The sequence below is a fragment of the Brevibacterium sp. JSBI002 genome (assembly GCF_026013965.1).
Taxonomy (GTDB): domain Bacteria; phylum Actinomycetota; class Actinomycetes; order Actinomycetales; family Brevibacteriaceae; genus Brevibacterium.
In genome coordinates this window covers 559551-579748 of record NZ_CP110341.1, presented here as the reverse complement: position 1 = coordinate 579748, position 20198 = coordinate 559551, and the positions used below count along the sequence as shown (strand labels likewise).

17 protein-coding genes and 1 pseudogene are annotated in these 20198 nt (G+C 64.2%); 8 read left to right on the top strand and 10 right to left on the bottom strand.

The genetic code is table 11. The annotated features are described in order from the left end of the window. Positions 1-51 precede the first annotated feature (51 nt). A complete protein-coding gene (locus tag LJ362_RS02470) occupies positions 52-1206 on the bottom strand; it encodes an acyl-CoA dehydrogenase family protein (RefSeq protein WP_264800591.1) in 1155 nt (384 codons plus the stop codon). Between the two features lie 156 nt (positions 1207-1362). Next, a complete protein-coding gene (locus LJ362_RS02465) occupies positions 1363-2235 on the bottom strand; it encodes a CoA transferase (protein WP_264800589.1) in 873 nt (290 codons plus the stop codon). 276 nt (positions 2236-2511) lie between these two features. Here LJ362_RS02465 and LJ362_RS17050 point away from each other — a divergent pair. Together LJ362_RS17050 and LJ362_RS02460 are read left to right on the top strand one after the other, a co-directional pair. Continuing rightward, positions 2512-2592 (top strand): annotated as a pseudogene (locus tag LJ362_RS17050) (TetR/AcrR family transcriptional regulator); the annotation flags it as partial. Next, the gene (locus LJ362_RS02460; protein WP_413774218.1) at positions 2593-3063 is read left to right on the top strand and encodes a TetR/AcrR family transcriptional regulator; all 471 of its coding nucleotides are present in this window, start codon (positions 2593-2595) and stop codon (positions 3061-3063) included. It begins immediately after the preceding pseudogene. A gap of 147 nt (positions 3064-3210) precedes the next feature. Here the strand turns inward: LJ362_RS02460 and nagB are convergent, their stop codons facing one another. Beyond that, entirely contained in the window at positions 3211-3993 is a 783-nt protein-coding gene (gene nagB, locus LJ362_RS02455; protein WP_264800588.1) for a glucosamine-6-phosphate deaminase, read from the bottom strand. A 463-nt stretch (positions 3994-4456) separates the two neighbouring features. On the opposite strand from nagB, the gene LJ362_RS02450 reads away from it, so the two are divergent. The 3 genes from LJ362_RS02450 (at position 4457) to LJ362_RS02440 (ending at position 7019) form a co-directional block, all read left to right on the top strand. Continuing rightward, positions 4457-5683, top strand: a complete 1227-nt coding sequence (locus LJ362_RS02450; protein WP_264800587.1) for an SPFH domain-containing protein — start codon at positions 4457-4459, stop codon at positions 5681-5683. Positions 5684-6006: 323 nt separating this feature from the next. Further along, on the top strand, positions 6007-6525 hold the full coding sequence (locus tag LJ362_RS02445; RefSeq protein ID WP_264800586.1) for a MarR family winged helix-turn-helix transcriptional regulator: 519 nt from the start codon (positions 6007-6009) through the stop codon (positions 6523-6525). 71 nt (positions 6526-6596) lie between these two features. Further along, positions 6597-7019 carry an organic hydroperoxide resistance protein gene (locus tag LJ362_RS02440; protein WP_101546164.1) on the top strand — a complete coding sequence of 141 codons (423 nt, stop codon included), beginning with the start codon at positions 6597-6599 and terminating at the stop codon, positions 7017-7019. Positions 7020-7196: 177 nt separating this feature from the next. On the opposite strand, the gene LJ362_RS02435 is transcribed toward LJ362_RS02440, so the two are convergent. After that, complete coding sequence (locus tag LJ362_RS02435) at positions 7197-8402, bottom strand: NADP-dependent malic enzyme (RefSeq protein ID WP_264800585.1); 1206 nt, start codon at positions 8400-8402, stop codon at positions 7197-7199. A gap of 799 nt (positions 8403-9201) precedes the next feature. On the opposite strand from LJ362_RS02435, the gene LJ362_RS02430 reads away from it, so the two are divergent. Further along, entirely contained in the window at positions 9202-11781 is a 2580-nt protein-coding gene (locus tag LJ362_RS02430; RefSeq protein WP_264800584.1) for an HNH endonuclease signature motif containing protein, read from the top strand. Between the two features lie 279 nt (positions 11782-12060). Here LJ362_RS02430 and LJ362_RS02425 read toward each other — a convergent pair whose 3' ends face one another. From LJ362_RS02425 to LJ362_RS02415, 3 genes are all read right to left on the bottom strand, one after another. Further along, complete coding sequence (locus LJ362_RS02425; protein ID WP_264800583.1) at positions 12061-13440, bottom strand: MFS transporter; 1380 nt, start codon at positions 13438-13440, stop codon at positions 12061-12063. 141 nt (positions 13441-13581) lie between these two features. Then, a complete protein-coding gene (locus LJ362_RS02420) occupies positions 13582-14430 on the bottom strand; it encodes a CoA-transferase subunit beta (RefSeq protein WP_264800582.1) in 849 nt (282 codons plus the stop codon). Further along, positions 14427-15341 (bottom strand): CoA transferase subunit A, encoded by a 915-nt coding sequence (locus LJ362_RS02415; RefSeq protein WP_264800579.1) that lies wholly within the window; start codon positions 15339-15341, stop codon positions 14427-14429. The genes LJ362_RS02420 and LJ362_RS02415 overlap by 4 nt, the downstream gene beginning before the upstream one ends. Positions 15342-15507: 166 nt before the next feature. Here LJ362_RS02415 and LJ362_RS02410 point away from each other — a divergent pair, with 166 nt between their 5' ends. Together LJ362_RS02410 and LJ362_RS02405 are read left to right on the top strand one after the other, a co-directional pair. Continuing rightward, positions 15508-16407 (top strand): LysR substrate-binding domain-containing protein, encoded by a 900-nt coding sequence (locus LJ362_RS02410; RefSeq protein ID WP_264800578.1) that lies wholly within the window; start codon positions 15508-15510, stop codon positions 16405-16407. Between the two features lie 63 nt (positions 16408-16470). Beyond that, on the top strand, positions 16471-17124 hold the full coding sequence (locus tag LJ362_RS02405; RefSeq protein WP_264800577.1) for a histidine phosphatase family protein: 654 nt from the start codon (positions 16471-16473) through the stop codon (positions 17122-17124). Positions 17125-17184: 60 nt separating this feature from the next. Here LJ362_RS02405 and LJ362_RS02400 read toward each other — a convergent pair whose 3' ends face one another. Genes LJ362_RS02400 through arsB form a run of 3 tightly spaced genes read right to left on the bottom strand, consistent with a single transcriptional unit; the run spans position 17185 to position 20181 of the window. Continuing rightward, positions 17185-18612, bottom strand: coding sequence for an NAD(P)-binding domain-containing protein (locus LJ362_RS02400; RefSeq protein WP_264800576.1), 1428 nt, complete (start codon positions 18610-18612; stop codon positions 17185-17187). After that, a complete protein-coding gene (locus LJ362_RS02395) occupies positions 18605-19087 on the bottom strand; it encodes an arsenate reductase ArsC (protein WP_264800575.1) in 483 nt (160 codons plus the stop codon). The genes LJ362_RS02400 and LJ362_RS02395 overlap by 8 nt, the downstream gene beginning before the upstream one ends. Further along, a complete protein-coding gene (gene arsB / locus LJ362_RS02390) occupies positions 19084-20181 on the bottom strand; it encodes an ACR3 family arsenite efflux transporter (protein WP_264800574.1) in 1098 nt (365 codons plus the stop codon). The genes LJ362_RS02395 and arsB overlap by 4 nt, the downstream gene beginning before the upstream one ends. Positions 20182-20198: the final 17 nt, after the last annotated feature.

The window sequence follows — 20198 nt, the reverse complement described above, 5'->3', positions numbered from 1 at the left end:
TGCCGGACGCCCCGTCGGCACCAGACGCCTCGTCGGCGCCGGAGCCCGGCTTCACAGGCCCCGAGCGATGAGCTCCTTCATGATCTCGTTCGTACCGCCGTAGATCTTCTGCACCCGGGCATCGGCGTAGAGGCGAGCAATCGGGTATTCGATCATGTACCCGTAGCCGCCGAATACCTGCAGGCAGCGGTCAACGACCCGGTTCTGAGCATCCGTCGCCCAGTACTTCCCGGCCGACGCCTGCTCTGTCGTCAGCGTTCCCTTGATGTGTTCGCTGGTGAGGTGGTCGATGAAGGTGCGGACGGACAATGTCTCGGTGGCACATTCGGCGAGGACGAATTTCGTGTTCTGGAAACCGAGGATGGGCCTGCCGAAGGCCTCCCGCTCCTTCGCATAGGCGACGGTCTCCCGGACGGCGAATTCCGCGGTCGCGGCACCGCCGACGGCGATCGCCAGTCGTTCCTGAGGCAGCTGCTGCATGAGCTGGATGAATCCGCGGCCTTCGGCTCCGCCGAGGACGTTCTCGGCCGGGACGCGCATGTCCTCGAAGAACAGCTCCCGCGTGTCCTGCCCGTGCAGTCCGACCTTCTCCAGCACACGTCCGCGCGAGAACCCCGACAGATCATTCACCTCGGCCACGATGAGCGAGACACCCTTCGCGCCGGGCTCGTCGCTGGTGCGAGCCACGATGATGACGAGGTCGGCATGGGACCCGTTGGTGATGAACGTCTTGGCGCCGTTGATGACATATTCGTCGCCGTCACGCACCGCCCGGGTCGTGATGTTCTGCAGGTCCGATCCGGTGCCCGGTTCGGTCATGGCGATCGCCGACACGAGCTCGCCGGTGGCCATGCGGGGCAGCCACCTGTGCTTCTGCTCTTCGGTGCCGAAGGCGTTGATGTAGTGGGCGTTGATCGTCGAGTGAACGCTGTTGCCCCAGGAGGTGTCGCCGACGAACCCCTGTTCCTGCAGGAGCACCGCCTCGTGGGCGAAGGTGCCGCCACCGCCGCCGTACTCTTCGGGGATCGAGATGCACAGCAGACCGGCGTCGCCGGCCCGGGTCCACGTGTCACGATCGACCTGCTTCTGCTCGGCGAAGCGGGCTTCGTGCGGCACGATCTCCTTGGCGAAGAATCCGCGTGCCAGATCGCGCAGGTCATCCGTCTCCTGGGTCTCCCAGGCGCCGCGGTATCCGTCGAGAATCATTGTGAGGTCTCCTGAATCTGCTCGTCGTGTTGGTTCCGAAAGGCCGTGCGGGCCCCAGAGAGGTCAGTGGTGGGAGGTGCTGATGAGAGGGATGCGGGGTGCTGGTGCGGGGATGCGCTCCGGGTGATCATGTGGGGGTATTCGTGTGTCCAATGTTCAGCCGAGAGCGACTCGCTCAATGGGCAGATCATGCTCGGCTGCGAAGTCGATCCAGTACGCCGTCGGCTCGGCGGCGAAGGCCTTCTCGAGTTCCTCGTGTTCGGACCCGACGAGGGAGGCCAGCGCCTTCGCGAAATGGGGCTCGAGGCAGGCGACGGCGATATGACCGTCAGCGGTCGAGTAGGTCCGATAGAAAGGCGTTCCCCCGCCGAGGGGACCTCCCGGTGTGCTCATTCTGTGCCGTGCCGGTCCCGCCGCCCATTCGGCCGCCTCGTCGAGGACGACGCGACGGACGATTCCGCCGCTGTGCTGACCGTTCGCGTCCTGATCACCGGCACCCTGGGCAGCAGCGCGTCGGGTCTCGAGTTCGTGCAGCCCTGCCAGAGCCTGGAATGCCGCGTGCTCGCCGCCGAGGACATCGGCGACGGGCACTGTGGGCATGGTTCCGGGGAGGAGGGTGGAGTGCGCCGCCTGATAGGTGAGGTCGTGGCCGGGGACGTCGGCGCGGTCGCCGGCAAAGCCGACGATCTCGACGTGGACCAGCCCGTGTTCGTCGACGAGTTCCGGCAGGCTGAGAGCGGCGGCTGCGCGGGGACGCATCGAGGTGAGCAGCAGGTCGGCCCCGGCCAAGAGCGTCCGGAGCTGTTCGATTCCCTCATCATCTTTGAGGTCGATGGTGCGGATCTCCTGGCCGTCGGTGAGCTCCTGGTAGTAGGCGGGGAACATCAGGTTCAGGGGATCGCCGATAGGCGGTTCGACCTTGATGACCCGAGCACCGAGAGCATGCAGGCGCGCTGCCGCCAGCGGTCCTGGCAGATTGACGGCAAGAGAGATCACCGTGACTCCGCTGAGCGGTTGAGAGGCGGTCATTCGCGGATCCCCCGGTCGAGTCGAATCAACTTTCCTGAATGAATGTATAGGATATTGAAAGAACGTTCAATACTATGACGAGAAGTTCCCGGCTTCCAGGTACGAACACCGACACGAGCACGAGCATCGGCAGGAGAAAGGGCAACAGCATCGGTCTGAGAGAATGGCCCCGGACGACAGAAGTGAGGACATGGATGTGCCGATGAATGAGGAGCGCAAGAGCAGGAACGCCGACACCGGCGAGTCCTCGGCGATAGATCTCACGAGCCGGCCCGGATTCGCAATGCCGGTCTCCATCAGTTCGCCACGACCGGATTCGCCGGCACTCCCCTGCGCGCGATCGCCTCCGAGGCGGGAGTGGCCATCGGCCTGATCTCACACCACTTCGGCTCGAAGGACGGACTGCGGGCGGCTGTCGAGAGTTGGATCGTCGACCAATTCGCCGCAGCGATCACCGAAGCCGATGCCGCAGCTCCGGACTCCGTCGCGGATACCGCCGGGCGCGATGCCGCGGTGGCTCAGATGCTCAAGGCGAACCCGCTCATAGTCGGCTACCTGCGCCGCGAACTCCTCGAAGGCTCTGCCGGTCGCACTCTCATCACACGCCTGGCCCGGCTCTCACTGCAGAGCGTGGATTCCATGCGCTCGGGAGGCGTCGCCTCGACGGACAGGAGTCGCGTCGATCAGGTCGTCACAGTCATGATCCGGCAGCTGGGCAAGCTGTTCCTCCAGCCGCTCGTCGATCAGGTCGTCGACTCGTTTTCCGCTGATGAACGCCCGGCGGCGAAGCCGGAGCTGACGATCACCGTGCGCACACCGCAGAATTGATCCAGCTCAACTGCACCCGCCCTCGCCTGCGCGGCAGCTCTGGCCGGATCCCACATCGTCACCCTCGACGGAACACGGCGTGAACGACCGGACGGACCGAGCCTGGCCAGACGGTCGAGGGCTGTGAGCTCCCTGCAGGCGAGGCCCTCAGAGACTCTGCCACTCCGGCTTGTTCTCGTACGCGTGGCGGTAGTAGTCGCCGAGCTGCAGCCTCGACGCCGCCGCATCATCGATCATGACCGTGACATGCGGGTGCATCTGGAGCACGGTCGCCGGCCACATCGCGGAGATCGGTCCCTCGACCAACTGATGCACCGCCTCGGCCTTATTGCCTCCGGTCGCGACGAGCACGAGATGCTTCGCCTCCATGATCGTGCCCAACCCTTGGGTCAGGCACAGTTTCGGCACCTGCTCGACGTCGCCGTCGAAGAACCGCGCATTGTCGAGCCGCGTCTGATGCGTCAGGGATTTCACCCGTGTCCGCGAGGCCAGGGATGATCCGGGTTCGTTGAACGCGATGTGACCGTCGCTGCCGATCCCGAGGATCTGCAGGTCGATCCCGCCCGCCTCGGCGATCTTTCGCTCATAGTCCGCCGAGGCGGCCGCCAAATCATCGGCGGATCCCTCGGGACCGTGGACGGCCCCCTCGGCGAAATCGACGCGAGTGGCGATCTCAGCGTCGATGACGTTGCGATAGCGCTGCGGATGCTCGTCGGCGATTCCGACGTATTCGTCGAGCATGAACGCCTGCGCGCGGGCGAAGGACAGACCCTCGTTCTTGTGGCGAGTGGTCAACTCATCGTAGATGCGCAGCGGGCTCGACCCGGTGGCCAGGCCGAGGACGGGTGAGGCTTCGGTGCGCAGCAACCGCTCGATCGCGTCGGCGGCGAGCTCCGCCAGCGTGTATTCGTCGGCGATGACGACTTCCATGTTGTCTCCTTCTGCGTTCAGTCAATCATTTCTGTTCGAGAACGCGCATGATCGGCTCATAGTGGGCGGTGATCGCGGCGCGGAAAGCCTCGACACGCCGGATTCCGCCGCTTCGAGCATGAGGCCGTGGGCACGTGCGGTCTGCTCCAGGTCGGCGGCCACGGCCACATTGAGTTCGGGCAGGCCGGCAGTGTGCACTGACCATCGGAGAGAATGAGATCCTTGATTCTGTCGGAGGTCGTCACTTCCCGTCCGGTCTCTGTCGGATCCGCCATGATCACCTGCCGGTGGTCGTTCCACGCTGAGCCTCCAGTCTACGTCTGACATCAGATGTATCGGTGATGAGCTCCCCCTCGAGACGAGAACCAGCGGGCTTGTCATATACGCGGCACTCGATGACTACTAGAGTGATAGGCGTCAGCGGTCGTCGCACGGCCGACAACCACGACCCATTGGAGGAGTCATGAGTGGAGTGGCGGTCATCATCGCCGTTGTCATCATCATCCTCGTCGTCGCCGTCCTGCTGTTCGGGAAGCTGCGCACGAGCGTGTTCTTCACGGTGAAGACGCAGGAGAACGTCATCGTCGAACGATTCGGCAAGTTCAAGAAGGTCGCGCGGCCGGGGCTGAACACGAAGGTGCCGTTCATCGAGACGACGAGCAGGCCGATCTCGCTGCGCGTCCAGCAGCTCGAGGTCAACATCGAGTCGAAGACGAAGGACAACGTCTTCGTCACGGTGCCGGTTGCGGTCCAGTACGTCGTCGAAGAGGACAACGTCGCCGATGCCTATTACCGTCTGGCGAATTCGGAGGAGCAGATCCGCTCCTATGTCTTCGACACCGTCCGTTCGGCACTGTCGGGACTGACGCTCGACACCGCGTTCGAGTCGAAAGACGACATCGCCGAAAACGTCGAGCGCCGACTGTCGGAGTCGATGAAGCGCTACGGCTTCAAGATCGTGAGCACTCTGGTCACGGACATCACCCCTGACCCGCGCGTGCGGGATTCGATGAACTCGATCAACGCCGCGCAGCGTGACAAGGTCGCCGCGCAGTCGCTGGCCGAGGCCGACAAGATCAAGCGCGTGACTCAAGCGCAGGCCGAATCGGAGGCGATGCGCCTGCACGGTGAAGGCGTGGCCGCTCAGAGGAAGGCGATCGCCAACGGCATCGCCGAACAGTACGCATTGCTCCAGGAGGTGGGCATCCACAAGACTGCCGAGCAGCTGCTGATGATGACCCAGTACTTCGACACGATGCAGAACGTCGCGCAGGAGGGCCGGTCGAACGTGCTGTTCATGCCGTCGAACCCTGGCGGCCTGGGCGAGATGGGCCAGGAGATCCGCAACGCCCTGTTCGCTGCCAATGCCGCCGACGAAGGCTCGCATCTGCCCGCACCGCAGGGCCGCGACGATGCGGGCGGCGATTCCAGGGGCAGCTCCGGCAGCGGTGCCGACGGCACGAACGTCCCGCCGCAGCCGACGACTCCCCCGGCAGATCGGTCCGGGCAGTATGTCGGCGGACAGGGCCAGGGCGGCTCTGGACAGGGAGCGGGCGGGCAGGTCCAGCCGGGGCAGGGCCAAGGTCAGCACGGTGGGCAGGGGCACTCGGATCCGCGCTCCGCGGCCCAGTCGGCCGTTCGCGCCGCCGCCGAGCAGTGGCGCAACCGCCGCGGCGGCAACCAGGGCTGAACCGGCAACGCTGAGCCGGCATCGCTGGGCCGGCAGAGCTGAACCGGCAGTCATCGCTCAGCACACACCGCCGAGGGGCGGGTGAAGAGAGATCTTCGCCCGCCCCTCATCCGTATGGGCACCCCCGGTGCTCCACTTGGGAACTCCTCCCCCAAAGGAGCCCCTCCCTATAGGAACTCGCCGCCCCCTGGAAACTTCTCTTCTTAGAAACTCGCAGCCACCTGGGAGCTTGACGCCGCCCGTGAACTGGCTGACTCCTGGGAACTCTGCGCCTCTCGGGATTATTGGTTGTGCGCAATTGAATTGTGTGCAATCATTTTCATATGACCGCGCTCGACCTCGACCGGCAGCTCTGCTTCGCTCTCTATTCGGCGTCACGAGCGATGACCGCGTCGTACAAGGACCTGCTTGCCGAACTCGGCATCACCTATCCGCAGTATCTGGTGATGCTCGTGCTGTGGGAAGAGGGCTCCAACGACGAGGGTGTGACGGTCAAGCGCCTCGGCGAGCGTCTGCAGCTCGACTCGGGCACGCTCTCCCCTCTGTTGTCACGACTCGAATCGCTCAGCTTCGTCACTCGCCATCGTTCCGCCGAGGATTCGCGCAGAGTTCTCGTCCGCGCCACCGCCGAGGGCGCAGCGGCCAAAGAACGCGCCGAATGCGTACCGGCCCGGATCGGCGAGCGCACGAATCTCGACCCCTCGTCGATGCCCGAGCTGCTGGAGACTCTGCGGGCGCTGACGAGGAACCTGCGCGCGGAACCCGCGCCCGTCGAGTCCCCCGACCCCCCTGCCGCACCTTTGAACTCGCACCGCGCCTCTGCATTGACAGTGCGCCACTGAACCCGTACCGCACCACCGACCCCACCGATCACCACTGATCCGACAATGCACCAACAACGGAAGGAAACATCATGAGGGCTCTCTACACAGCAGAGGCACTGGCCACAGGCGAAGGCCGCGACGGCCACGGACGCACGAGCGACGGAAAGGTCGATGTCGATCTCGCGACTCCGACCGAGATGGGCGGCAGCGGCAACGGCACGAATCCCGAACAGCTCTTCGCCGTCGGCTACGCGGCGTGCTATCACTCAGCGCTGCGCCTCGTGGCCGGTCAGGCCAAGGCGAACGTCGACGATTCCACGGTCGGCTCACGCGTGAGCATCGGCAAGGACAATGAGGGCGGGTTCCAGCTCGCCGTCGAACTCGAGGTCACGCTCCCGCACCTCGAGAAGGCTGAGGCCCAGGCGCTGGCCGACAAGGCCCACAAGGTGTGCCCGTACTCCAACGCCACCCGCGGCAACATCGACGTCACCATCACCGTCACCGACGACTGATCCGAGCCGGCGGATCGACCGGCAACGCACCGCACGTCGATCTTCGAGACATGCGTCCGCCCTCGGACCGCACACAATGGCTGTGGGGCGGGTGAAGTTCTGTCTTCACCCGCCCCACAGCCGTATTCGGCCGCCTCGGCGACAAATTCGAGTCGGTGATGCTTCACCGACGAAGCGTCAGCGCTTGGCCATGGCCTCGAGCGCTGACTTCTCGACCGCCTCGGCGACGGCCGGAGCGACACGCGAATCGAGCGCACCGGGCACGATATAACCGGGCTCGAGGTCATCGCCGACGAGATCGGCGATCGCACGAGCGGCGACGAGCTTCATATCGTCGGTGATCTCGTTGGCATCGGCGTCGAGCGCGCCGCGGAAGATTCCGGGGAACGCGAGGACGTTGTTGATCTGGTTCGGGAAGTCGCTGCGCCCGGTAGCCACCACGGTGGCGTACTTGGCGGCGACGTCGGGGGCCACCTCGGGGTTGGGGTTCGACAGGGCGAAGATAATCGCGTCGTCGGCCATGTTGGCCAGGTGAGCCTCGTCGATGGTGCCGCCGGAGACGCCGATGAAGGCATCGGCACCGTCGAGGGCCTCGCCGATCCCACCAGCGATTCCGCGCGGGTTCGTCGACTCGGCGAGGAACTGCTTCGTCTCGGTCAGATCTGAGCGGCCGGACTCGACGACGCCCTTGGAATCGAGGACGACGATGTCGTTGACACCAGCGTCGGCGAGGATCTTCACCACGGCCACACCGGCAGCTCCGGCACCGGAGACGACGACGCGGACGGATTCGAAGGACTTCTTCACCACGCGCAGAGCATTCGTCAGCGCGGCGAGGACGACGACGGCGGTGCCGTGCTGGTCATCGTGCATGACGGGAATGTCGAGGGCCTCCTTCACCCGGTCTTCGATCTCGAAGCAGCGCGGAGCGGAGATGTCCTCGAGGTTGATCGCTCCGAAGGTCGGGGCCATGCGGAGGATGGTTTCGACGATCTCGTCCGTGTCATTGGTGTCGAGTACGATCGGAATCGCATTCAGCCCGGAGAAGGACTTGAACAGGGCGCACTTGCCCTCCATCACCGGCAGCGAGGCGGCCGGACCGATGTCACCGAGGCCGAGCACAGCCGACCCGTCAGAGATGACCGCGACGAGTCGGCCGGTCCACGTGTGCGTGCGCGCCAGCTGCGGTTCGTCCTTGATCGCGGTGCAGACCTTGGCCACGCCGGGGGTGTACGCGATCGAGAGGTCGCGCTGGGTCTGTAGCGGTGAGGTGAGCTCTGCGGAGAGCTTGCCGCCTTCGTGTGCCTCGAAGATCTCGGCGTCGGTGATCGGGCCCTTCGAGCCCTGGTCGGAGGCGGTTGAGTTGTGAGCGGTGGTCGTCATGGTTGATCCTCGTGGTTGATGCGGCGGCGGTTGGTGAGCCTGCTGGGCTCGTGAGTTCTCGGTCGAGCGAGCACTCCGTTCGATGATCGGATCATCGGTGCAGCCGACAGTGATCGTCTGGCCGTCGGCCGGCGCGGACACGGTCGACCGTGAGCGCAGGCGATGGTCTGGGCGAAGAACTGGTCACCAGTGAAGGATGGCGCGGTGACGTCGACGCGGCCCGCGACATGACCCTAGGTGAAGGGCTACGCGGTTGCGCGCAGTGCGGATACGGCTCGCATGAGGCGAGTACCGACCTCATGGGTCGCATCCGACAACTCGATCATCATAACCGATACTGTGACCCGTTTCACTCGAGAATCCGGCCCCACCGAGGCTGTCCCGCCGTTCCGGTGGCATGTTCTCCAGACCTTTGGACCAATCGGGAACGTCGTCATTGTCGTCGCCGAGGAGGCACGCCCCCGATGGCCGACTCATTCTTCAGCCGCGACGGGTCAGTACCGAGGAGGCGTATTCTCCCCCGAAATCGCGGCAGACCTTCCCCGCAATCCCCAACGAGGAACCGCACTCATCCAGAAACCGCGCCTGACCTGCATGGATGACATCCAACACTCTCATGTCAGTGCCGGATGCAAAGATGATGGGGTAACCAGAACCCCTTCGGTCTCTCATCGACAAATATTCGAATATCTTTTTTGTTTTCTATTGTTAATGTCCGCTTGAACGCTTACCATAGAGTTAACAGCTTTTCCAATCAGCACCACTCCCGACAACGAAGTCCGAGGCAGGTGAAAACGCAATGAAGGGCACCACCAACCGTTCGACCCCCGGTCAGGCCGAAGCGCCGGGCGCAACACAGACGTCACCGCGATTCGCCGTCCGCTTCGAATCCAGCATGTCTCGCTTCGCCGAGAATGCCGTCGCTTCCGACCGTGCGCATTTCTCGCTCCTCGAGTCGGTCTCTTCGGTCGTGCTCGAACAGGTTTTCATCGAATTCGAACTGCCCATGCCAGAGGGGGCCGAGCCTTTCCGCTGCGAGACGATTGCTGCAACCTTCGAACGTCGAGCCGAAGAGTCCGAAGACACCGTCTTCGGCGCTGCGGATATGTCGGAACCCTCACCCAAGGGCGCGTCTTCGCCCGACATCGTGTCGTCGCCCACTGACGACACTCCCGTCACCCGCGGCTCCCCTTCCGCGACAGTTGTGCTCTATGACGCTGACTTCGCCCGCGAACAGTTGCGTAAGGTGACTCGGTCCGAGGCGAAGGTGCTGCCCGAGTTCCCCGAGCTCGATGAGGGCATATGCTTCTCGAAATGGGTCTATGACTATGTCGACGCGGAGGATCTCGTCGAGATCTCGACGGTGCTGGGGACCAATACTGCACGCACCTACCGTCAGCTGACCGGCGCGATGACGATCTTCTATGGTCTTCCCCGCTTCGCCAACCGGGTTCGCGCCGGAGAGTTCACCCAAGCCCATGTCGACGTGGTTGCCCGCCAGTGTGCCGACGTCGCTTTCGCCTTCCTTCCGAAACTCGATATCTTCCTGGCAGCCCGGCGCACCGACATCACCTGCGAGACTCTGCGCCGTGATCTGGCCAAAATGATCGCCCTGCTCATTCCGCCGGTCGACAACACCGAGCTCGCCACCAAGCGTCGTCGCATCGATGTCGACGGCTACAAGGACGGCTCGGCCCGCCTGACCGTCAGCGGACCCTCGGCGGAGATCTTCGCCTGCTACAACCGGATCCAAGGCATGGCTCTTGCCGTGCATGGCAAGAACAAGTCCGCATTCAACCTGCCCGTGGGCGTTGAGATCAGCGATGACCGCTCCATCTCCCAGCTCGAGTACGATCTGTTCATCAGGCCTGTCCCGGAGATCAAGGTCAAGGTCGTGTCGGTCGATCCGATCACGGGAATCCAAACAGCCAAAGACACATCGCTGCTCGACGCCGACGGCGAGCTCATTCCGGATATGAACTCCGACGACGCCGTCGCCGACTTTGCGAAGCATGTTGCTTCGGGCTCAGCCGACGATGCAATGGAGTCGTCCGACGGAAGTTCAGCAGGCGGCGCCGGGGAGTCGTCCGACGGAAGTTCAGCAGGCGGCGCCGGGGAGTCGTCCGACGCCTGCTCTGCTGCCGACCAGTCATTCGGTTCGGCGTTCTCTCCCGACGGCGAGGACGCTGATGGACCCGTTGAGTATTTCGTCAAGCTGCGCATGCCCACCAATTCGTGGTGGCTGTCGCATCAGGCCGCCACCGTGGTGACCGTTCCCTTCCTCACCCTCACCGAAGATTCGGACCTGCCCGGCACCTTTGCCGATGGCTCGCCTGTACCCGCCGAGGTGGCCCGCACTATCGCCGGCCGCTCGAAGAGCATCCAACGGATCCTCACCGACCCCGGCACCGGCACTCCTGTCGACGCCAAAGCGACGACTTACCAAGTCCCCAGGGATCTTCGGAAGACCCTGGTCGAGCAGTGGACGGTGTGCACCGTTCCCGGCTGCTCGCGTCGGGCCGAGAAGTCGGAGATCGACCACGTCGTTCCGTTCTTCCACCTGAATCCGCTCAAGGGCGGTCTCACTCGGTTCGGAAACCTGCATCCTCTGTGCAAGAAACACCATGCGTTGAAGACCGCCGGTCGCCTTCGGGTCACTATGCCGAAATCCGGTGAGCTCGACTACGAGTTCAAGCACGGGATCACGACTACTGTGTCGGCGCCCGGCCAGCCGATCAATGTGGCCCAAGCGCTCGAATTCGATGCATTGGGACGACTGGGTCTCAAACGGTGGAAACTGCCCTGGTCGATGGTCCCGCCAGCGCCAAGGGTGCTCGAACTCATGCCCGGTGAGTCGACGATCCGCCGGCGCGACGAAGAGAAGCGCCGGCGCGACGAGGAGCGGCGTCAGCGAGAGGAACGCGAAGCCCGACAGCGGCGACTGTCGGAGGCGTATCGGGAGCAGCAGGCAGAACACAGGCGGCTGCGGCTTGAACGCTGCCTCAATTGGGAGAAGTCTGCCCACCAGCTCAGTCTTCCCGCCGGCACCGACCCAGCTGCAATGAAGCAGCTGACTGGGAACGCCAAGTATGCAAAGGCAGTCAAATGGTCGCGTCTCGCGGGTCTCGCCATCGACGACATCACCGTCGACCCGAGTGCTCCCGAGGAAACCCGCCCGAGCACCGCCGAGGGATCCAGTCCCCGCGGCTCCTCTGAATCCAACACCGCACCTGATAGCTCCGCTGACTCGGGCGGCACACGTTCGCCAGGCCATGGGCGGCCCGAGGGCGACCGAACCGACGACCCCTGGAGCCACCGATTCGCCTCCCGGAAGGTGAACTGGAACCACGACCTCGAGGTCGATCCGCCACCGTTCTGAGCTCTCGCACCGCTCGGTTGCACCGGTCTGTCCGAACACAGAGCCCACACCGTACCGAAGCCGGGCAGCGAGGTCCACAGCATTGGCGGCCGTGCGCCTCCCCACCGTAACCGCAGACCCCGATTCGGCGGAAGCGCCATCGCCGACCGCAGTGAGCCGGTCGCCGTCCACCCCACAGGAGCAGCCTCCGTCCATCTCACAGGGCCATCCACCCCACAGACGCAGCCTCCGTCCATCTCACAGACCCGACCATCGCCTACGCACGGGCCCGGCCCCCATCTACTGCAGCGGGAGCCGTTCGTCCACTGCATCGGCTTCGGTCGTGAGGTCGCGACCACGGGTTTCGGGTGCGAAGAGTGCACCGAGCAGACCGCAACCTGCGAAGAGGATGAGAACGATCGCGACGGGCCACCAAGTGTCGGTGATCACCGCGACGAGCGAGGCGGCGACCACCGGTGCCAGACCGCCGGAGACGACCGAACCGACTTCCTTGATCGTGGTCATGAACGTATACCGGTGCTTCGATCCGAACAGTTCGACCAACCAGCTCGACTCAACTCCGTACAGGTTCGGCAGGGGGCCGCCTACGAAGACCGCGAAGACAGCGGCGATGACAATCGGGTTGCCGGTCTCGATGAGCAGCATGGCCGGAATCGCGAAGAGGATCTGGAAGAGCGTGAATCCCAGGAACACCGGCCGACGGCCCACCTTGTCGCTGAGCTTGCCGAAGTAAGGCACGGTCGCGAAGCCGATGACGGTTCCGATCATGATGCCGGTCGTGACCACTGCGGAATCAAGGCCGGTCGTAGTCACGACCCATCCGACCATGAAGCCTTTGACCAGGTAGACCGCAGAGTTCTCGCCCATTCGGATGCCCAAGGCGAGCAGGAACGACTTCGTCGACCGGCGCGCCTCGACGAGGATGCTCGGCTGCTCCACCTTGTGCGCTGCGACCTCCGCACGGCGTTCCTTGGCTTCCTCGAATACCGGGGACTCCCTGACCTTCGTACGAATCGCCAGAGCCACGAACGTGGTGACGATGCTGAGCAGGAAAGGCACGCGCCAGCCCCAGCTGAGGAAAGCCTCGTCCGGCAATAGGGTGAGCAGCGTCCACATAACTGTGGCCAGGAAGATTCCGCTGTTGGTCCCCATCGCCACGATCGCCCCGAAGAGCCCACGGCGACGCACTGGCGACGATTCGACCAAGAGCACCGAAGCTCCGGCCAATTCGGCTCCGGCTCCGAACCCCTGCACAAGCCTGAGTACGACGAGCAGCATAGGCGCCCAGATGCCTATCTGCGCATAAGTCGGCAGAAGCCCGATGCCCATGGTCGCGATGCCCATCATCGAGAGGGTCACGATGAGTACGATCCGACGTCCGTGCTTGTCACCGACTCGGCCGAAGACGTATCCGCCGATCGGCCGGACGACGAAACCGGACCCGTAGACGCCGAGACTGGAGATCAGCGCTACCGCAGGAGTCTCGTTGGGGAAGAAGAGCGGCCCGAAGACCAAGGCTGAAGCGAGTGTGTAGAGGGTGAAGTCCATGTACTCGAGCGAACTGCCGAGCCACGATGACCACGCGGCACGGCGCAGTTCAGGACGAGTCACATTCGGATCAGGAGGGGAGGTGACCTGTGCATTTGTCTTCATTGACATGATTTCAACTTTCTTCGATTCGAATTCTCGCGTGTTCGGCAGTGAGCCTCAGTGGGCGGGCCTCAGTGGGAGGGGAGCCGCATTGGACGGCTGTCGCCGACAACTGCCCGTAGATATGGGTCGGCGGGTGAGGCTTCCGGTTCAGCGCAGGTAGATGCGGGTGGGATCGAGCGTCTCTCGCAGCAGAGCCAGCTCACCCGGAGTCGGCGGCGGCGTCGTCTCCAGGTCGGGCGAGATCTCCAGGCTCCACCCGGTCTGGCGCACCACGTCGGCGGGGTCGACACCGGGGTGAACGGCCGTGAGTGTGAGTTCTTCGTCCTGGGCGAAACGCGTCATGAGTCCCATGTCAGTGATCACATGGGTTACGCCAGCGCCCGCCGGCATGGACCCGACCGCAGCCTCGGCGGCCTTCTTCGGCCCCGGGGAGGTGACGAAGTCCAAGGACTCGACGAAGGTACGCGGGGTATGTCGGCGCATGACGAGGAAGATCTCGGCCGCGCCCGCCATGGCCTCGATGGCTCCGCCTGAGCCCGGAAGTCGGCTGTCGGGGTGCTCCCAGTTCTCACCGATGAGGGTGGAATTGAGGTTCCCGTACTTGTCGACCTGCGCGGCGCCGAGGAATCCGACGTCGATGCGCTGACCTTGCAGAACATAGTTGAACAGGTGCGTCATCGGCATCACCGAGGCGGCTCCCGGGACGAGGATCGAATCCGAGATGCTGCGCGGCATCACCGGCGGCCTGGCTCCGGTGACTCCCGACTCGTAGACGATCTCAATGTCCGGTGCGACGGTGTTCTGAGCCAGAGAGACGGCAAGCGTGGGCAGGCCGTGCCCGGCGAAGACCACGGTGCGTCCGGCCAGCGCCCGCGCCGAATGGACGGTGAGAAGTTCGCTGCTCGTGACCACGTCGCCAGCGGCCTCGCTGCTTGTGGTCTCGCTAAGCTCGTCGCGGGATCGGGTCTCAGCGATGTCGCGAGCGCTCAGCGTCATGCTCGGCCTCCGTAGTTTACAGGTGTCGAATAGGCGTCGTGGATGGCCATCCGCTCAAAATGGTCCGAACCGAGAGCGGCAAGGAACTCATCGTGGTCGTGCGTGCCGCGGATGTGCGTTTCGATCCAGTTCTGAACCGCACCCGCGTCGCGGGCGAGCGCCGTCCACTGTCTCGAGAACTCATCGTCACGGTCGTAATAGCCCTGGACCGAATGGGGATGCGAGCCTCGAGGAACCGCGACGACGGCATCGACGACGTGCGCGGGAACGATCGTGCGGTTCGGATCGGAGCGGACGACAGCCTCGTCGACGATCTCCTCGACGGTGACGATGAGTCGGCGACCGGCGAATGCGGCCTCGGTTTGGATTCCGAGCATCCCCCAGGCCTGCACGTTTCCGTGTATGTCCGCGCGTTGGGCATGGATGATCGTGAGGTCGGGATTGAGCGCGGGGACGACGTAGATGTCCGATCCACCGTAGGGATCGGGAACGGACCTGATCCGCGGATTCTTCGCCGCCAAGTCACTGCCCCGGTAGGAGGCGATGGGCTGGAACGGCAGCTTCGAAGCGCCGGCCTGGTAGCGAGCGACCATTCCGCCGTGACTGTATTCGTCGAACCACAGCGGCTCCGGGTCCGACATCTCAATGCGCCGCCGCAGTTCGTGAAGGGAACCGGCCGAACTGTTGGCGATGAACGAGGAGATGAGACCTTTCAGGCAGTTCGCTCCGAGCAGCTGGTCGACGATGACGTCGCAGGACATGCGGGCGAGGATCAGATCCGTGAAGCCCTGCCGGATGATCTCGTGCGCGGCGGCGACCGGCACGATGTGACCGAATCCCTCTAGCGCGACAGTGTCCCCATCGTTCAGATAGGTGCTGATCGCCTGGGACAGACTCATCGTCTTATCCATCGCGTTCCTCCTCGAACTTCGAATGGCTGTGACCTGAGTCATCCTTTCAAAATCATTGATACCCGTCCAATACTTATACTGAGGACTATTGATGCATAGTCTGCACGAATAACAACCGGCTCCTCACACCCCGGGGACGCACCGAACTCACGAACGAGGCACAGATATGGACACCAAGCACATCCGCGCGTTTCTCGTCCTCGCCGAAGAGCTTCATTTCGGCCGCGCCGCGGAACGACTGCACATGACCCAGCCGCCCCTCAGCCGCCTCATCCGAACCCTGGAGTCCGATATGTCAGCCCAACTGTTCGAACGCAGCACCCGGTCGGTGCGCCTGACTCCTGCCGGGCAAGCGCTTATCGAACCTGCGCGCGACATCCTCATGAGCCACCGCCTGGCCGACTCGGCGGTGCAGGCCGCGGGGAAGGGAGAGGTCGGGCACTTGCGTGTAGCTTTCACCGGCATCGCAACCCACAAACTCATGGGAAGTCTGCTCAAGCTCGTCCGCGGCACCCACCCCGGGATCCACATCAGCCTGCAGAGTGCCTCCTTTGCCCTGCCTGCCATCGACAGCGTCGCCGACGGTTCTGTGGATCTCGCCTTCGGGTACTGGCCGTTCATCCCGCACGCAGTCGACACAAGAGTCGTTGCGCAGGAGTCACTCGTCGTCGCCATGCACCGTGATCATCCCCTGGCAGACCGAACTTCGGTGTCGATGAGTCAACTCGAGGGAGAGGAATTCATCACACTGCCGCCGAACCCGGGGTCGACGACGATCGAGCGACTCTATGGACTGTCGCAGGCGGCCGGGTTCAATCCCACCGTCATCCAGACGGCTCCGGACACGTGGACGATACTCTCACTTGTCGGCGCTGAGATCGGCTGTTCGGTCACCGTATCGTCAGTGCCGCAGAATGCCTCGTTCCCCAACATCGCCTTCGTCCCCCTCGAGGACCCGCAGGGATCTTTTCCGCTGCTCATGGCATGGCGCAGAGACGGCGTCAGCCCCGCCCTCGCCGAGGTTCTTCGACTGGCACAGCAGCTGTTCCCCACCGCTGTCCCGTAGACTGCATCAGAAAACGATCGCTCGAAATGCAGCGTGGGCTCCACGACGAGGATGTGGTGATTCATGAGTGTGCTCTATCTGGTCAGGCACGGACAGGCTTCGTTCGGCACCGATGATTATGACCGACTGTCCGACCTCGGTAAGGAGCAGAGCCGCATCACCGGTCGCTTCCTCGCCTCACAAGGACTCGAACCCTATCGCATCATCCACGGTGAGATGCTGCGGCAGCGCCAGACCGCAGAAGGCCTCCTCGCAGGACTCGGCCTCGATATGGACGCCCACGTCGACGATGGCTGGAACGAATACGCCGCATGGGAGCTCACCGGCGTGCTCACGGATCTCGATCCGCGCGCTCAGCACGATTCGAAGATCTTCCAGGGCGAACTCGAGCGCGGTGCCGCCCGGTGGGCCTCGGGTGAGCACGATGAGGACTACACGGAGACCTACAACCAGTTCACGTCACGCGTTGATCGAGCCCTCGACGAGGCGACCGGTGCGATGAGCTCGGGACAGTCGACGATCGTCGTCTCGAGCGCCGGCGCCATCGCGTGGACCGCGGCCCGACTGATCGGCGGCGGCTTCGATCAGTGGATGGCCTTCAACCGAGTGACCATCAACACCGGCATCACTAAGATCATCACCGGCCGAGGCGGAACCAGCCTCATCTCGTTCAACGAGCACGGCCACCAGGATCCGAAGAACGCCACCTACCGCTGAGGCGGCGAGGGCCGAACCGGCGAGTCAGCCCGCCGTGGCGACGTAGGCTGAGCCCGCGAGTCAGTCGTTCCTGCTCTCTGCCGATCGCCCGTGTTCTGTCCCCGTGGGGATCCCGTTCACTACCGGTTCCGCAGGTCCGCAGCATCCGCCTGCGTCCGGTGCGCCTGCCGCGGGCAAGTCGCCAGAACCAGGCTTGCCGGTCGGCGCGTCACACGAAGATCCAATGTCAGTCGAACACACGCCGGTCTCCGGCAGGACGAGCTCGACTCGGTCCGCAGCTTCCAGGTCCCCCGCGATCGCTGCGACGACGGAACGGACCTGCTCGTAACCGGTGTACATGAGGAACGTCGGGGCCCGCCCGTAGGACTTCATGCCCACGATGTAGAAATTCGGCTCCGGATGCCCCAACACCCGGGCACCATGCGGAGGGACCGTTCCGCAGCTGTGATACTCGGGATCGATGAGCGGCCCCAACTGCTGCGGAGCTTCGACAACCGGGTCGAGGTCCAACCGGATCTCGCGCAGGAATCCCAGGTCGGGACGGAAGCCGGCGGCGGGGACGACCCGATCGGCGTGGAGCGTCACCGACTCACCGCCGGTCTCGGCAGCCACGGTGCCACCACCGTCGGCTGCGAACCCGGTGATCGTCGTAGAGGCATGAACGTCGATTGCTCCGTCTTCGACAAGACGGCGGAGCCGCGCGCCCAGGGCTCCGCGAGCCGGCAGACCGTCCTGGTCCTCCCCACCGTAGGCGGGTGCCGGGTCTGCGCGCCTGAGCACCCAGCCGATTCGCGTGCCCGGCACTTCAGCACGCAGCTCCGCCAGTGCCAAGAGCGTGTTCGCCGCCGAATGCCCTCCACCGACGACAAGAGTCCACCTCCCGGCGAAATGCTCACGGTCACGGCCGGTCACATCGGGCAGAGGCGAGGTGACGAACCCGCTGCGACGAGCCTCGACTTCGCCGGGCGCCGCGAGCCCGGACTGCCCGATCGGATTCGGGCTCTCCCATGTCCCCGAAGCGTCGATGACCGCCCTGACCTGGAAGTCCGCCGTAGCTCCATCGGAGTTCTGAGTGCGAACAAGAAAGGGAGTCGATTCACGCTGCGCGGTGCCCGTCCGGTCCAGTCCGACCCGGCTCACTGCCACAACCCGGGTATCGGTGAGGATGGCATTCCGGAGTTCAACTGTCTCGGCCAGCGGAATGAGATAGCCCTGGATGAGTTCGTCACCTGTGGGCAGGTGCTCGCCGTCGGGTTCCTGCCAACCGGTGGGTGCCAGCAGGCTGCGGGCCGCGACGTCGATGTTGTATTTCCACGGTGAGAACAACCCGATATGACCCCATTCGGCCACTGCCGCCGCGACGGACGATCCCGCTTCGAGGACGAGCGGTCGGATTCCACGTCGGACCAGCTGGGCCGCGGCCGCGAGGCCGACGGGACCGGAACCGATCACGGCGACCGGCAGATCTGCGAGCGCGATATCACTCATTGGGAGCCGCCTCGGCGATGGGGTTCGACGTGGTCGTCGGCTGTGTGGATCTCGTCCCCGAGTCGGGGGCGAGATCGACGATGAGGGCTTCGACTCGGGTCCGGATCTCATCACGGATTCGGCGCACCGATTCCAGGCCCTGACCTGCGGGATCGTCGAGAACCCAGTCTTCGTATCGTTTGCCGGGGAAGATCGGACACGCATCGCCGCAGCCCATCGTGATCACGACGTCCGAGGTGCGCACGGTATCTGCGTCGAGCAGAGTGGGGCTGTTGCGGGTGATGTCGATGCCGAGCTCCCGCATGGCGTCGATGACGACGGGGTTGATCGTCTCGGCCGGTGCGCTGCCGGCGGACCGCACTTCGATTGATCCCCCGGCCAGTTCGCGGAGGAATCCGGCCGCCATCTGGGACCTGCCGGCATTGTGCACACAGACGAAGAGGACACTCGGCTTTGGCGTTGGTGTGGGACTCATGCTCGATTCGCTCCTTGAACAGAGGGTGAGGGGAAGAAACGGGGACGCGCCCAGAGCGCGACATAGACGAGGGCGACGAGGATGGGCACCTCGATGAGCGGGCCGACGACTCCGGCGAGCGCCTGCCCCGAGGCGACGCCGTACGTCCCGATCGCCACTGCGATGGCGAGTTCGAAGTTGTTGCCGGCAGCGGTGAATGCCAGGGTCGTCGTCTTCTCGTAGCCCAGATTCAGGGCTTTGCCGATGACCATCCCGACAGCGAAGACGACGACGAAGTAGACGAGCAGAGGCAGGGCGATGCGGGCGACATTGCCCGGGTGCGACGTGATCTCGTCACCTTGGAAGGCGAAGAGCACGACGATGGTGAACAGCAGTCCGTACAGCGCCCACGGCCCGACCTTCGGGAGGAAGCGATCTTCATACCACTGACGCCCCTTCGCCTTCTCCCCCACCGTGCGTGTGAGGAAGCCGGCGAGAAGCGGGATTCCGAGGAAGACGAAGACGCTCGCGGTGATCGCCCAGAAGGAGAACTCGCTGCTGGTCGTCGGCAGCCCCAGCAGATTCGGCAGCCACTGCAGATAGAACCAGCCGAGGAGACCGAACGCGAGAACCTGGAACACGGAGTTGATGGCCACGAGCACGACGGCGGCCTCGCGGTCGCCACACGCCAGGTCATTCCAGATGAGGACCATAGCGATGCACCTGGCCAGCCCGACGATGATCAGTCCGGTGCGGTATTCGGGCAGGTCGGGAAGGAAGAGCCAGGCGAGCGCGAACATGAACGCCGGAGCTGCCAACCAGTTGATGACCAAGGAGGTGACCATGAGCTTCTTGTCGGCCAGCACGTGCCCGGTCTCGTTGTACCGGACCTTGGCGAGCACCGGAAACATCATCACCAGGAGGCCGATGGCGATCGGCAGGGAGACGTCGGCGACCTTGACCGAGTCCAGAGCCTCGGCGAGACCGGGCACGAGCCTGCCCAACACCAGGCCCAGGGCCATGGCACCGATGATCCACAGCGGCAGGAATCGGTCCAGCGTCGACATCTTCGCCGCCACCGGTGATTCAGCGTTGGCAGTCTCCGTGGAATGCATGGTCTCCCTTGAGGTCC